Source organism: Microcoleus sp. PH2017_28_MFU_U_A, from assembly GCF_020738035.1.
GTDB lineage: Bacteria > Cyanobacteriota > Cyanobacteriia > Cyanobacteriales > Microcoleaceae > Microcoleus.
The window spans coordinates 1-13,859 of the sequence record NZ_JAEQCX010000149.1; the positions used below are offsets into that span (position 1 = coordinate 1).

Below are 13,859 nucleotides of genomic sequence, written 5' to 3' on the forward strand. Positions count from 1 at the left end.
GTCAATACTGGCAAGCGTCAGGGTTTAACTGCTTATCAATCTATTCAACAAGCTCTCTCTACTGATGGCTCCATTTTTTCCCCTAGTTGAGCAATTACCGATTAAGTTAGAAGCAAATAATGTAATTGCGCCGACAGAAAACACGCCAGCAGTGTGAGTAATTGTGGTTGTTGCTGCTAAAAATACAGCGTGTACTGGAGTAGCCCGCGAACCGACTAAATAAGCGCCGACTATTGTTTTCCCATGTCCGGGGGACATCGCGTGCACGCATCCCCAAGTAAATGCTCCGACTACTGCTAGCACCAAACTCCAACCTGACTCCCAGATTGATTCTTTTCCAGCTAACAAAAATTCTCGGTTTTGTGGCGTAAATACAATGCTTTTGACAGCACCAGCTTCGACAATTGTAGCTTGACAGCTAGCTGTCGGAACTCCGGGCAAAAACAAATTGTATTTAATCCGCAATTTGTTGTTTTTTGAAGTTACGTTAGATTCTGGCCAGGTGTAGTTTAAGATTAAGGTGCTATGGGTATTGGGCTGCTGGATTAAGCTGGCAGTTTTAGCTGCTATTTCTAGGGGTTTGACTGTAACCGATCCGGGAATTTTGCTACTGTTGGTGATGCTAATTTTTTGACCCAAAAACTTTTCTAGTTCTGTTTGATGATTTCTAACTTCTGCCAGTTGTAACTGTCCGTCTCCATTGTCGTCGGCGAATTTTGTTAAGCCTGTGGGAAAGGTTAATGTTATTTCGGTTTGTAAATCGTTTACGATGATTTCGGCTACTGATAAGTCTGACCAGTGCGAGTAAACTGGTTGGGTTGAGTTTGTACAAAATAGTAAGATTGTGAGCGAAAAAAGAATTAAATATTTTCGCGTTCTTTGCCAGTTTTTGTGCATGGTTGGTTCCGATTTTATGTGTTTGTGGCTAATTTCAAAATTCATAACTTCCCAAACCCAATGCTTGACGAGATCGACTATCAAAACTCGGATCGATTTCCTTTGCCTGTTGAAAATAAGCGCGAGATTCCGCATCTTTTCCTAAAGTCTTAGCGATCGCACCAGCCCGATAAAATATCCCTGCATCCCGAATTCCCGATCGCACAATGTCGGCCATCACCCGATCGGCTTTTTGCCATTCCCCAGCACTCGAAAGCGCCCAAGCGTAGATATCCAGCGTTACAGCATCCCTGCGGATTTTCACCTCTTCCTGCATTAACAACAGCGCTTCGGCGACATCCTGCGATCGCCCTTTTTCCAGCAACAAACTCGCCAAATCGCGCCGGTGCCCGAAACCGCCAGAAACCTGTTCCTGTCGCAGCCCAGCTTCTGCTTTGTCGCGCAATTTCGCCGAGGATCTCGCATCTCCCTGCAACTCCTTCACCCTCGCCATACCGCGATCCACCAGGCGATCGAACACCGTCGCAGCCCCGCCAGAATAGGCAGAAACCTTGCTGTAATTAGCCTCTGCTTCCCGATAATTTCCCTGGCGCGTCTCCAAATCCCCCAAATAAATCAGCGCTAGCGGGTATCGCGGAACCAACCGCAACGCTTCCAAAAATAGCGCTTTCGCCTGCACAAACTGCCCGCGACGGGCGTAAAATCGACCCAAGAGCGATCGAACTCGCGCCGATCCAGCAATCTCTCCCGGTTCCTCCGCAGCCATTGCTTGCCGGTAATCCTGCAAAACCTCCGCATCTCGCCCCTGCGACTCTCTCACTAATGCTCTTAATGTGAGAGAGCCTAAGTTAGGAATACGATTAACTAAGGCTTCTGCGGCTATACTTGCATCACTGATTTTTCCGGTGGCTAAGTGAGATGTGATGGAAAGGGCGATCGCATCTTCATTGTCAAAACCCACCTGTTTAGCAAAGCGCAAAGCAGTAGCAAAATCGTGTCTGGCCTCGGCAATTCGAGCTAAAACTAGCAGCGCGCCTTTGTTGTCAAAAGGCAAAAGGGCGATCGATCTTTCGGCCGCTTGTTCGGCCAATAAAAACCAACCACCCTCCCCAGTTACGCGAGCCATTTTCAAATAAGCACTCGCCAAAGCAGCCCGATTCAAACCGCTTTTTGAATCAACAGCCAATCGCTGCTGGTAAAAAGCAATTTCCTGCTGAATAGCTTCCTTTTGATTCGGATTGTTCCTCAAAGTTTCCGAAAACTGATAGCGGTAATTAGCATCGAGATTTGCCGTACTTTTATTAGCAATTTTTTCTGAGATGTCACGCAGATTAGGTAGCAAATTAACTGCGACAATGCCCACTATCGGCAGTCCGATGAGAAGCAACCACCAGAAAAGCTCAGATTTAGGTTTTTGTGATTTATTCGCTGTCATATTGTAGGGTGCGTCATTGTTCGATTTAGCACGAAAAACTACGATTTTATTTGATGACGCACCTGACGAATTGTGCGACTTGCGTCCAAATATCGGCTCGCGCTTGAGCCAAGGTACGTAGTTGCGCTTCAGCGCTCTTGATAAATATTAGGAAAGAGCGCTGAAGCGCAACTACATACCTATGACTATTAACTAATTCGGCAAAGCCAAATAAGGAAAATTCGGTTCTAACGGTTTGTGTCCCTGAGCCGGATTTCCAGGAGTTCCGTTATAAGAAACGTTATCGCCAACCGGAGAACCCACCAAAGCTCCCAAAGTGATATCAACAACATCGTCCAAAAGCAAACGACCTCCGATCAAACTTCCTTGAGAATTTGCCGCGCTACCGTAGCCGCTTGGCCTTGTGGTATCGATCCGCAGGACATCCGGTAAGAAAGCTTTGGCGATCGCATTTGCATCAACATTATCCTTACCGTCCAAAAGATCCACAGCATTGAGAGTAGCAACAGCTTCCTGGCGCACCGGAGCAGCAGCAGCACTCAAATCCAATCTCGGAGAAATAGTATTAAATGCCTCCATCAACTGGGGAGTAAGTACCAAACCCTCATTAATTGCAGGTCTCGCCAAACGCTCGAATTGTTTGAAACCACCAACTCCATCCCTCACAGAAATAGTTGACCAAACATCAAAAGTATTCGCGCCTGTTCCTGCTTGCAGAAATGCTTTTGGAACGCGCACCGTAATGGTATTAACGTTGTAACCCTTAGCAAAATCCAGCGCTTTACCCGGTTCCTTGAAACCGACTTTCGGCCCCGTTCCCAAAGCCCCAGCCCGGACTCTAAAAAATTGTTCCACATCAAAGAAAAACGGATCTTCCCGCAAACCTGCAAATACAGTTAAGTTAGAACCACCCACAGGTACTGTATTCAAAACAGCATTAGAATTCAGCGGAGTTGTGGCAATGAAACCGCCCTTAACTGTAGTTTTAGTCGTTGTCTGTGAGCCGCCGCGAACCACAGTCACAGCCATCGCTTGCATACCTTGATTGTTAGGCGGACTGAAGGCAAAACGCAAGATAATATCGGCGCGTCCGGTTGGGGTAGAATTTACATCACCTACCTGCGTGATGTGAAATTGGTAAAGAGCTGTAGTGCTAAAATAATATTGATAGCGGGCTACAGATCGAGGATTTGTATTCATAGTAAATACTAAATCTCCGTCCGCAGCACTCGAATTTTGGTCTTTTTCCCGATAGACGTACAAGTCGGTTAAATTAACAGTGCGACCTTTGATATCGACTTCGCCGTCGTCATGGTCGGAAGCGGCAATTATCCCGGGAGTTAATACAACAATTAAAGCTGCTTCAATCGCTAATATGATTCGGCGAATTTTCTTGGTGAGTTTCACAGTTAGCACCTATCTTTTACTGAGAGTTTTACAAAAATTAATGGCAAATAACCCACCTTCGCAGGTTTTACTTTTGTCGCAACAGGTTCAACTTGTTAACCTGTCGGGCTTTTGGGAGGTTGCTGAGCCTTCTCGTAATTGGTATACGAAGTTTTGGCTATTTTGGATCTCTGCTGCAAGATTAGGTATGAAAAACTATGCAGAAGTGATAAACTGCAATATAAATCGGATAGATTACAATTCAAAGCATCACAGAATTAACCCGCAAATGCATACTTATGATTGCATCCCCAATTGACTTACAATTATGTTCTATAGTGATATACGCCGAATATTTAATTTTGGATCTGTGCACTCAAAACAAAATTTTTCAGGTACACTGAGATGACAGGGGAAAAGTCAAGCGATGAATCGCTGCTGTTAGTGCAGATTGCCCAGAAAGACCAAGTAGCATTAGCTAAACTGTACGATCGCTACGGTCGTGCAAGTTTCGGTCTCGCTTACAAAATTCTGGGTTCGGTAGAAGAAGCTGAGGAAGTTGTGCTCGATGTTTTTTCCCAAATTTGGCAAAAAGCAGCAACTTACGATCCTAGTCGCTCTCGTGCGGATACTTGGTTGTTTATGCTTACCCGCAGTCGTTCCCTCGATCGCCTCCGAGTGTTGCAGCGAACAGTCCGCACGGCAGACGCTTGTCTGGAAGATGCTAAAATTCCGTCTTCGCGTATTGCAGAACCGATGGAAGATGCAATGATCGAAGAACGCAGCGCCCAAGTCATAGCAGCCCTAGAAAAACTGCCAGCAGAACAGCGAATTGCGATCGAACTAGCCTATTACGAAGGATTGACTTGTGTGGCAATCGCCTCTAAACTCGGTATCCCGACAGGTACTGTTAAAACTAGAATTCGGTTGGGAATTTCTAAGTTGCGCCAAACTTTGAGCGAAGAGTTTTAGATTGTCAAAAAAAAACAAAATTTAAATTGTTTAATATCAATCTAAACCTATGGCATCTCCAATCTTCCATCTTTAGTGCAATGGCAAAAACAAATCTAAAATCTAAAATCTAAAATCTAAAATTGATAATGCCGGAGAACAGATGGAAATGATGCCAGACGAGGAGTTTAATATGCTTGCAGCGCTTCAAGCTCTCGATACCATGGATGAGTCAGAACGCAGCGCACTTGCCGAGAAATTGCAAGCATCCCCAGAACTTCAAAGTGAATTAGCGGCCTTTGAAACAGCAATTTCTGCGATCGCCTATACAGCCCCTGCCGTTCCTGTCGCGCCCGATCTCAAAAACCGTTTGTTCCAGCGCATAGCGGAATTGCCAATTGTGGCGTCGCCCACAGAGAACAATCCGCCATCTTTAATTGTGCGATCGCGCGATGTCAAATGGAGACCTTACTCAGTTCCGGGAATCTCGATCGGCAAGCTTTATCTTGACAAAAAAAAGCGCGAAATTACTTGTTTGATGAGGCTGGAACCGGGAGTAACTTTTCCCCTGCACCGACACGCGGATTCGGAGGAAGTATTTGTATTAGAAGGAGACTTAACTGTAGAAGGGGAAGTTTGCTATCAAGGCGATTATATTCGATCGGTTCCCGGTTCCATTCATTCACCAGTTACAGAAGGGGGATGTTTGCTGTTAATCAAATCTTCTACAAATAACGAAAGGCTCGTTTGAATCCATACCTAAATCTATTCTGGGACGGGCATCTTAATAGGAAAAATTGGATTAATATCAAATCCGATTTGATCATCCTGCATTCATCTCTATCTTATCTCTCTGTGCTCTCTGCGATCTCTGCGGTTAAATAATTCCGATACAACCGGAAACGATATAAAGCCGGAACTCCAGGACAAATTAAAAGAAGACGATTAATTAGTCCAATCCTCGGACTTCCTGGTAGAGGTCACTGTCAACTAAGAGGGCGGGCACTCTTGGCACCGCCCCTACAAACTGTCAACTGTCAACTATCAAAGGATAATGCCATGCTAAATTACTGGCGTTTAACTGCTGTGATATCCGCCGTTATTGTACAATTTGTCGCGGTCAAAAGTGCGATCGCCCAAGAACGCGAAGGCTGTTTTCTGGTAAACTCAGCGGGAGAAGTAATTAACTTAAACCAGTTGTGCGCGCCCCAAGAATCGGGAATAAAGCTAACAGGAGACGACGGGAAATTTATCGAAGACTACAAACGCTTAGCAAAAAGCTATTCTCCAGACGCCACAAACGCTTTACTGCAAGGAATTCAAAGTAGCCCCAGTCAAAAAATTGCTGCCGCTAAAAGGATCTGTGTCCAAGCGAAAGCGGGACTTTCTCTGCCGGAAGTTAAATTAAGGGCGATCGGACAAGCTGGTAGTATCGAAAATCCCACGGCTAAAGAAAGTTTTCTTGCCGATGCCGATATTATCACAACTCTTGCAGGCAATCATTATTGTCCAGAATTAGCCAGCAAGTAAGATTGTAAAATATTTAGAGACGCGGCAATCCCGCGTCTCTATTTGCAGTTAAAATATGATTAATATTCCTCTTGTCGCGCCACGACTCAGGAAATTACCCCGCATGAGATGAAACATTTAAAATCAAGTTCCGCTGATTTGCGGGATTTATTCAAAGACAGTATCACCGTTAAATACCTGGCGGAACCGCTAAAATCTGTGCCGGCGGGCGAAGATGCTGCTAAATTGCGATCGTGGATGGAGGCGCGCGATTTTGATGTGCTCGGGATCGAGGAAAACGGTACGGTTTGCGGCTATATAGAACGATCGCACTTAATGACAGGTAAGTGTAGCGACTACCAGCAAATCTTCCATCCGTCACAGTTAATCGCCGCCTCGACTCCATTGATGGAATTGTTACCGCTGTTGCGAGAAAAACCGAGATTGTTTGTCTTGGAAAGCAACCGCATCAACGGGATTGTCACCTGCGGCGATTTGCAAAAAGCGCCGGTACGGATGCTGCTGTTTGGATTGGTGACGCTGCTGGAAATGAATTTATTGCGGATTGTGCGGATCTATTTTCCCCAAGATTCGTGGCAGAAGTTGCTGAAGGGCGATCGCATTGTAGCAGCAAAACACCTGTGGGAATTGGGGCGATCGCGAAATGAGGCCATAGACTTGATCGATTACCTGCAATTCTGCGACAAGCGAGATTTAATCCTGACGAATGCCGAAATAGTCGATCGGCTGGGGCTCAAATCCAAACGTTACGGGGAGCGTTTTTTAAAGTCAGCAGAAGCATTGAGAAACAAATTAGCACACGCCCAAGACTTAATCAACGGTTCTTCGTGGCCGGAAGTAATTCTTCTCGCCCAGGAAATAGAAGCACTTTTGCAGCGGTGTGAAGAAATTGAAATTTCTCTATGAAAGAGCGCTGAAGCGCAACAACAAAGGTACGTAGTTGCGCTTCAGCGCTCTTTGCTTATATCTATGAAAAAGCGCTGAAGCGCAACAACAAAGGTACGTAGTTGCGCTTCAGCGCTCTTTGCTTATATCTATGAAAAAGCGCTGAAGCGCAACAACATACAAAGGTTCGATCTAGTTGGTAATTTTCAACTTCCTATTAGTATACTGAGGAACCCACCCTTGAGCAGTGGTGTAATACTGCACAGCTTTCAAGTACAGCAACGGAGTAAGATAAAACCAATGTTCTGTATTAGGAGGCACTTTAATATATTCTTCAGCTTGCAACATTAATTGTACCTGAGAGCCGTTAGGATAGACAAACCCAAAAACACATTCCCCAGCTAAAACATGCAGAACTTCGGCATCTGCGTGAGTGTGAGTGCGATCGCTTTGAGTCATCAGCGGGTAAATCTGTGGCGAACCCGGATGCAGCACTTTTAAGTCGCACCACTGACATCCGCTAGCGCGCTTGAAGTATTCAAACTCGGTTTTAAATGCTGCGAGAATGTGCTGTTTTTCTGTGACATTGAGAATGTCTTGCAGTAGAATTTTTTTAACCGCAGGATTTTCCTGATTTGGCAGGCGATAGAGCTCAATATTTAAAACAGCCAGTTGGCTGGCGATCGCCTCGATATCGGTATATGTCCTACCGTTTTCTAGTTGCAGAACAGCCATATTACATCACCTATTAATTTCGCTTAGAAGAGAATTTAGTTGCCAGTTTCTATATACTGTTGTTACAGACTAAATTCCTGCTTGTTTTCCATAATAGCCGATCGCTAAAGTTAGATGTTTTTCGTTATATTTTATTAAACATTTACCATACTTTAATTGTCAAATTTTAACTTTTATTTAATAACCTTGAGAGTAGAGAGTTGGGTGCTTGTGGCGCACCTTACAAAACTCAAAACTTTTAAACGAGCATTCCCGCAATACAAGCAGTCATGAAACAAGCCACAGAACCAGCAATCATCGCCCTCACGCCCAACCGAGCCAAATCGCCTTTGCGGGATGGCGCCATCCCACCAATCCCCCCAATTTGAATCCCGATGGAACCAATATTAGAAAAGCCGCACAAAGCATAAGTCGCAATAATTACCGATCGTTCCGAAATCGCCTGTTGCTTCACCAATTCCATCAAATCCAAATAAGCAATAAACTCATTTAAAATCGTCTTCTTCCCCAAAATTACTCCTATTTTTCCACAATCCGCCCAAGGCACGCCCATCAGCCAAGCCACGGGAGCCATCAAATAAGAAAAAATCTATTCCAGCGACAACTGAGGCAAACTAATCAGCCCTCCAAACCAACCCAAAAATGCATTAAAAAATGCTAACAAACCCAAAAAAGCTATCAGCATTGCCGCCACATTTGCGGCTAACTTCAAACCGTCGCTAGCACCAGAAGCCGCCGCATCCACGGCATTAGCATAAACCTGTTCCACCTTAATTTATACCTCGCCAGCAGTCAGGGACTTTTCAGTTTCTGGGTACAGCAATTTAGAAATAGCCAAAGCAGCCGGTGCCGACATCACCGACGCAGCAATTAAATGTTGAGGAGACACGCCAAAAGAAATATAAGCCGCCATAACTCCGCCAGCAATTGTCGCAAAACCCCCCGTCATCACAGCGTGCAGTTCCGAGAGAGTCATCGTCGCTACATAGGGTTTAATTAATAGTGGCGCTTCTGTTTGTCCGACAAAAATATTGGCAGCACAGGAAAGAGTTTCTGCACCGGAAGTTTTCATGGTTTTAATCATGCACCAAGCAACTGCCTGCACCACCCGCTGCAAAATCCCGTAGTGATAAAGTAGGGTGATAAACGAAGAGAAAAAGATAATAGTGGGCAGCACTTTAAAAGCGATATAGTGGTCGGTAAATTTATCACCAAATACAAACTTTGCCCCAGCATCAGAAAAATTCAGAAATTGAGTGACTAAATCTCCCAAAAATTTAAATGCCGCCAAACCCGGAGCAGTTTTGAGAATCAAAATTGCAAAAATTAGCTGCAAAGCAATTCCCCACAGTACGGGCGGCCACTTAACAGCCCGTCGATCGACTGAAAAGGCGTAGCACAAACCGACAAAAACCCCTAACCCCAACACAGAAATAAGTCTTTCCATTTCAGTCACATTCCCTTATACTTAAAGATTAAAGCTCAAAATTACGGCGCAGCCTAAATTGCTGCTACTTTTATGCCTCTACCTATAGTTGCTATTATTGGACGCCCCAATGTAGGCAAATCGACGATCGTCAACCGTTTAGCCAACAGCCAAGACGCGATCGTCCACGACGAACCGGGAATTACGCGCGATCGCACGTACAGACCAGCATACTGGGGCGATCGCGAATATCAAGTCGTAGACACCGGCGGGCTAGTATTCGATGACGAGACCGAATTTCTGCCATTAATCCGCGAACAAGCAATGGCGGCCCTCGCAGAAGCAAGTGCGGCCATTTTTGTAGTAGACGGAAAAACCGGACTCACCGGCGGCGACGAATCCATCGCCTCTTGGCTGCGAGTGCAAAAAGTCCCCGTCATTCTCGCCGTCAACAAGTGCGAATCGGAAAATACCGGACTCACCCAAGCAGCAGACTTTTGGACATTGGGACTGGGAGAACCTTACCCCATTTCCGGGATTCACGGTAACGGTACCGGTGAATTGCTAGACCAATTAATGACTTACCTTCCCACAGAAGTAGAGCCAGAAGTAGATGAAATCAAAGTAGCAATTATCGGTCGTCCCAACGTCGGCAAATCGAGTTTGCTAAACGCATTTCTCGGAGAAAACCGCGCCATCGTCAGCCCAATTTCTGGCACAACCCGCGACGCAATTGACACCATAGTAGAACGCAACGGTCAAACCTACCGCCTGATTGACACAGCCGGAATTCGTAAAAAGAAAAACGTCGAATACGGCGCCGAATTTTTCGGAATCAACCGCGCTTTCAAAGCCATCCGCCGGGCAGATGTCATACTGCTAGTAATAGATGCAATTGACGGTGTTACCGACCAAGATCAAAAATTAGCCGATCGCATCAGCCAAGAAGGTCGAGCCTGCATCATCGTCATCAACAAATGGGATGCCATAGAAAAGGACAACGACACCATCTACGAGTACGAAAAAACAGCAAGAACTAAACTGTATTTCCTCGACTGGGCAGAAATGATCTTTGTCAGCGCCATGAGCGGACAGCGAGTTGAAAAAGTGATTGAATTAGTAGACAAAGCCTCCGACGAACACAAGCGCCGCGTTGCTACCGCCGTCATCAACGAAGTCATAGAAGAAGCCACAACCTGGCACTCAGCACCAGTTACCCGCCAAGGAAAACAAGGCAAAATCTATTACGGTACCCAAGTGCGATCGCAACCACCGACAATCGCCCTATTCGTCAACGATCCCAAACGCTTCACCGAAAACTACCGCCGCTACATGGAAAGCCAATTCCGCAAACACCTCGGCTTTACAGGTACACCAATGCGGCTGCTGTGGAGAGGCAAAAAAGTTCGCGCCAGCGAAGTTAGCACAACCAACAGAGCACTGCGCGTAAAGTAATTCTAGACTCTAGATTAAAGAAAAAACGCAGTTTAATGATATAAGCAAATTGCGTTTTTTTCTTTTGTCTTCCTTCTTTCTCTTCCTTCGCGTCCTTAGCGTCTTCGCGGTTCAATAAATTAGACCTCTTGTATAAGTCCTTTCTTGATACAGAAACCGCAGATATAAGGCAGATATACACAGACAAACGCAGATAATTTCCAGATAATTTTGGAATAAATGCAATAAGTCTATTGATATTATTAAAAATCTAAAATCTACAACATGGATTTACTTCGATCGCTTCCTATTGGACTGTATCTAGAACAACCCGTAACCTGGCTGCACCGGCTAGACTCCCGCGTCAAACTAGCCTGGTTGATGACATTTCTAATTGCGCCCATACTCGCCAATCCAGTTTGGCGGTTGATGCTAGTAGTAATGTTAATCGTACTGACACTAAGCGCAGCCATTCCCTTCCGTGTCTGGAAACAGCAAATGGGACTGCTGCTGCTATTCTGCCTTTTAGTATTTTGCCTCAGCGCGATCGCCCCCGACGCACTTCCCTCAGAACATCAGCCCCGCATCCCCGCCGACGAATTAACCTTTTCCCAACAACCCGCAACCCTTCCACCCGCTCAGAATCCCAAACCCTGGTACAAACCTTTTAACTTAGGCTCAAACTCTCCAACCCAAAATCCTCAAGTTCAAACCCAAAATAAACTCCCCCAACCCACAAACTACAGTTACGTTTTATTCAAACAAGGCCCCGTTAAAATCACCCGCAAATCCTTAGATTTAGCTATCAACGTCAGCACCCTATTTTTCACAGTAATTTACAGCACCAACCTCTATCTCCTCACCACAGCCAGCGAAGAAATCACCGCCGCCATCGAAAACTTAATGCAGCCGCTGCGCCGCTTGCGCTGGCCTGTCACCGAAATTGCCCTAACATTAACGTTATCTTTGCGGTTTATTCCCCTAGTATTGGAAGAAATACAAAATTTAGTGCGATCGGTCAGCACTAGAGCGATAAACTGGAAAAAACTCGGATTTCGCCGTGCCTCTCAAGTTTGGTTGACGATCGCCGAGAGGCTGTTAGAAAACTTGCTGTTGCGAGCCGAACAAATAGCTAGCGCGATGAAAGTTCGCGGCTTCACCAGTCCCGATCGACACCGCGTAGAATGGCATCAGTTGCACTTCAAAATCCGAGACTGGATCGCCCTCGGCTGCTTGCTCGCCCTCTGGAGTGCCCGCTTGGCTTGGGGTTGGGACAGTTGAGAATTGGGAATTGGGAATTGGGAATTGGGAATTGGGAATTGGGAATTGGGAATTGGGAATTGGGAATCAATGATTCCACAGTGCTGCTAAAGTAATGGATGCAAATATTTAGAGATCCAAGACCTTGAACATCTATCTTGGGACAGATATAGTATATGTTCCGCGCATTCAAGCTGTATTAGACCGGTTTGGCGATCGCTTCCTGGAAAAAGTTTACACCCCGGCCGAACAAAGAGACTGCGGACAACTAAATTCTCAAGACAGCAGCATTAAAGGTAAAATGAACCGAGTTTCCTGCAACCAACTAGCGGGGCGATGGGCAGCAAAGGAAGCTGTTGTCAAAGCTCTAGGCACGGGATGGCGGGGAATACGGTATGCTGATGTCGAAATTCAGCGCTCCGAAAACGGTGCTCCTAACGTGCAACTGCACGGAACCGCCGCAGCACAAGCCTCTGTTTGGGGAAATTGTCAGTGGCAGTTGAGCCTCAGTCACGATGGAGACTATAGCATGGCTACCGCGATCGCCCTTTGCACCCCGCGATCGAGCGAAACTCAAATCTAAAATCTAAATCTTTAATCTAATATCGATCGATTGTGAGAGTGAATGACTACCGAAACCTACCTGAATCATCCAAACTTTGGCCTCCTCTTCAGGGTATCCCAGGTTGAAGACAGCCAAGAATTATTTACCACCCTATACGCCCAGCGCCTATTTTTCTTAGTAACCAACGGCCCTGGCGGCCTCAGATTCGATCCTATCAGTCGCTCCGACGCTCGCCTCATGGTCGAAATTCGCCTGCGAACCCTCCGTCGCAGCGGTCAATATCAGGAGTACGACCAATTGCAGGTCATTCACCAGCGCACCTTTCAATAGCCAAAATCGGTAATTGGCAATCGGTAATTGGCAATCGGTAATTGGTAATCGGTAATCGGTAATCGGTAATTGGTAATTGGTAACTTGGTAATTGATATCTGTCTTAATTGTCCTGCCCTACTGTCAAGAGCGTTGAGTACCCATGACCATTGCCTCTCGAATTAACAGCATTCGCCAACACTTGCCAGAATCAGTGCGGTTAATTGCCGTTACCAAACAGGTACCGACTGATGCTATCCGCCAAGCCTACGACGCGGGCATCCGAGATTTTGGCGAGAGCAAGGTTCAAGAGACTGCCGAAAAACAAAGCCAACTGCAAGATTTGCCGGATATCAACTGGCACTTGATCGGCCACTTGCAAGCCAACAAAGCAGCAAAGGCCCTAGAGCATTTCCAGTGGATTCACTCTATCGACAACTTAAAACTGGCTCAGAGGCTTTCGCGCATAGCTGGCGAAATGTCCTGCTCCCCGCAAGTCTGCCTGCAAGTGAAAATATTGCCAGATCCCGACAAATACGGGTGGAGCGTCCCCGAACTTCTTGCCGACCTCTGTGAACTCAATAAATGTCAGCATATCAAAATTCAAGGTTTGATGACAATACCTCCGGTGGGATTAGATGACTCGCAAATCCTAGAATTGTTTAACAGCACCCGCGAACTTGCTGACAAAATCCAGCAGCAAAATTTGCCAAACATTCAAATGCAGCAGCTCTCCATGGGGATGTCGGGAGATTATCATTTGGCAATTCAAGCAGGTGCTACTATGGTACGGCTAGGACAAACCTTATTTGGCTCTAGGAGGGGATAAATTGTTCAAATCTTCTGATAAGCACAACTTAGGTTAAATATAGAGGTTAACTTACAGGGCGAAATAGTTACCTAAACTTAATCAAAGCTTACTGGAAAAGATAAGTCTAGAATTGATATATAGCGGTTCTCAGAAAGATGAGGTACGTTGTTGGGCTTGGGCCCTCTTGGTTTCAGTGGTTATATAACCTGTCAGTCATACCTCACCTTTTTGAGAA

13 protein-coding genes and 1 pseudogene are annotated in these 13,859 nt (G+C 45.8%); 9 read left to right on the forward strand and 5 right to left on the reverse strand.

Going from position 1 to position 13,859, the window contains the following annotated elements:
• Positions 1 to 24 precede the first annotated feature (24 nt).
• The 3 genes from JGK14_RS30585 to JGK14_RS30595 all read right to left on the reverse strand — a co-directional run bounded on the left by JGK14_RS30585 (position 25) and on the right by JGK14_RS30595 (position 3,739).
• Positions 25 to 942 (reverse strand): hypothetical protein, encoded by a 918-nt coding sequence (locus JGK14_RS30585; RefSeq protein ID WP_325315865.1) that lies wholly within the window; start codon positions 940 to 942, stop codon positions 25 to 27.
• Complete coding sequence (locus tag JGK14_RS30590) at positions 932 to 2,332, reverse strand: tetratricopeptide repeat protein (RefSeq protein ID WP_325315866.1); 1,401 nt, start codon at positions 2,330 to 2,332, stop codon at positions 932 to 934. Before JGK14_RS30590 ends, JGK14_RS30585 begins: the two co-directional genes overlap by 11 nt.
• A gap of 192 nt (positions 2,333 to 2,524) precedes the next feature.
• Positions 2,525 to 3,739 carry a DUF4331 family protein gene (locus tag JGK14_RS30595; RefSeq protein WP_325315867.1) on the reverse strand — a complete coding sequence of 405 codons (1,215 nt, stop codon included), beginning with the start codon at positions 3,737 to 3,739 and terminating at the stop codon, positions 2,525 to 2,527.
• 384 nt (positions 3,740 to 4,123) lie between these two features.
• Here JGK14_RS30595 and JGK14_RS30600 point away from each other — a divergent pair, with 384 nt between their 5' ends.
• The 4 genes from JGK14_RS30600 to JGK14_RS30615 all read left to right on the forward strand — a co-directional run bounded on the left by JGK14_RS30600 (position 4,124) and on the right by JGK14_RS30615 (position 7,105).
• Complete coding sequence (locus tag JGK14_RS30600; RefSeq protein ID WP_293219696.1) at positions 4,124 to 4,690, forward strand: sigma-70 family RNA polymerase sigma factor; 567 nt, start codon at positions 4,124 to 4,126, stop codon at positions 4,688 to 4,690.
• A gap of 148 nt (positions 4,691 to 4,838) precedes the next feature.
• A complete protein-coding gene (locus JGK14_RS30605; RefSeq protein WP_325315868.1) occupies positions 4,839 to 5,420 on the forward strand; it encodes a cupin domain-containing protein in 582 nt (193 codons plus the stop codon).
• Between the two features lie 308 nt (positions 5,421 to 5,728).
• Positions 5,729 to 6,199, forward strand: coding sequence for a hypothetical protein (locus JGK14_RS30610; protein WP_293193216.1), 471 nt, complete (start codon positions 5,729 to 5,731; stop codon positions 6,197 to 6,199).
• Positions 6,200 to 6,307: 108 nt separating this feature from the next.
• Positions 6,308 to 7,105 carry a hypothetical protein gene (locus JGK14_RS30615; RefSeq protein ID WP_293185581.1) on the forward strand — a complete coding sequence of 266 codons (798 nt, stop codon included), beginning with the start codon at positions 6,308 to 6,310 and terminating at the stop codon, positions 7,103 to 7,105.
• Positions 7,106 to 7,276: 171 nt separating this feature from the next.
• Here the strand turns inward: JGK14_RS30615 and JGK14_RS30620 are convergent, their stop codons facing one another.
• Positions 7,277 to 7,819: an acireductone dioxygenase gene (locus JGK14_RS30620; protein ID WP_293219702.1), complete on the reverse strand. Its 543-nt coding sequence runs from the start codon at positions 7,817 to 7,819 to the stop codon at positions 7,277 to 7,279.
• 238 nt (positions 7,820 to 8,057) lie between these two features.
• Positions 8,058 to 9,266 (reverse strand): annotated as a pseudogene (locus JGK14_RS30625) (NupC/NupG family nucleoside CNT transporter).
• Between the two features lie 72 nt (positions 9,267 to 9,338).
• On the opposite strand from JGK14_RS30625, the gene der reads away from it, so the two are divergent.
• From der to JGK14_RS30650, 5 genes are all read left to right on the forward strand, one after another.
• Entirely contained in the window at positions 9,339 to 10,700 is a 1,362-nt protein-coding gene (der, locus tag JGK14_RS30630; RefSeq protein WP_293185585.1) for a ribosome biogenesis GTPase Der, read from the forward strand.
• 264 nt (positions 10,701 to 10,964) lie between these two features.
• Positions 10,965 to 11,960, forward strand: coding sequence for an energy-coupling factor transporter transmembrane component T family protein (locus JGK14_RS30635; protein WP_293193219.1), 996 nt, complete (start codon positions 10,965 to 10,967; stop codon positions 11,958 to 11,960).
• A gap of 124 nt (positions 11,961 to 12,084) precedes the next feature.
• Entirely contained in the window at positions 12,085 to 12,522 is a 438-nt protein-coding gene (acpS, locus tag JGK14_RS30640; protein ID WP_293185589.1) for a holo-ACP synthase, read from the forward strand.
• Between the two features lie 42 nt (positions 12,523 to 12,564).
• On the forward strand, positions 12,565 to 12,834 hold the full coding sequence (gene pipX, locus JGK14_RS30645; RefSeq protein WP_293185590.1) for a transcriptional coactivator PipX: 270 nt from the start codon (positions 12,565 to 12,567) through the stop codon (positions 12,832 to 12,834).
• Between the two features lie 142 nt (positions 12,835 to 12,976).
• Entirely contained in the window at positions 12,977 to 13,642 is a 666-nt protein-coding gene (locus tag JGK14_RS30650; protein ID WP_293185591.1) for a YggS family pyridoxal phosphate-dependent enzyme, read from the forward strand.
• Positions 13,643 to 13,859: the final 217 nt, after the last annotated feature.

What these genes read in the sequence shown, in the direction of transcription:
- JGK14_RS30620 (WP_293219702.1), bottom strand. Translation starts at nt 7,819, where the DNA reads ATGGCTGTTCTGCAACTAGAAAACGGTAGGACATATACCGATATCGAG.
- JGK14_RS30605 (WP_325315868.1), top strand. Translation starts at nt 4,839, where the DNA reads ATGATGCCAGACGAGGAGTTTAATATGCTTGCAGCGCTTCAAGCTCTC.
- JGK14_RS30585 (WP_325315865.1), bottom strand. Translation starts at nt 942, where the DNA reads ATGAATTTTGAAATTAGCCACAAACACATAAAATCGGAACCAACCATG.
- pipX (WP_293185590.1), top strand. Translation starts at nt 12,565, where the DNA reads ATGACTACCGAAACCTACCTGAATCATCCAAACTTTGGCCTCCTCTTC.
- JGK14_RS30635 (WP_293193219.1), top strand. Translation starts at nt 10,965, where the DNA reads ATGGATTTACTTCGATCGCTTCCTATTGGACTGTATCTAGAACAACCC.
- JGK14_RS30650 (WP_293185591.1), top strand. Translation starts at nt 12,977, where the DNA reads ATGACCATTGCCTCTCGAATTAACAGCATTCGCCAACACTTGCCAGAA.
- JGK14_RS30610 (WP_293193216.1), top strand. Translation starts at nt 5,729, where the DNA reads ATGCTAAATTACTGGCGTTTAACTGCTGTGATATCCGCCGTTATTGTA.
- JGK14_RS30600 (WP_293219696.1), top strand. Translation starts at nt 4,124, where the DNA reads ATGACAGGGGAAAAGTCAAGCGATGAATCGCTGCTGTTAGTGCAGATT.
- der (WP_293185585.1), top strand. Translation starts at nt 9,339, where the DNA reads ATGCCTCTACCTATAGTTGCTATTATTGGACGCCCCAATGTAGGCAAA.
- JGK14_RS30590 (WP_325315866.1), bottom strand. Translation starts at nt 2,332, where the DNA reads ATGACAGCGAATAAATCACAAAAACCTAAATCTGAGCTTTTCTGGTGG.
- JGK14_RS30615 (WP_293185581.1), top strand. Translation starts at nt 6,308, where the DNA reads ATGAAACATTTAAAATCAAGTTCCGCTGATTTGCGGGATTTATTCAAA.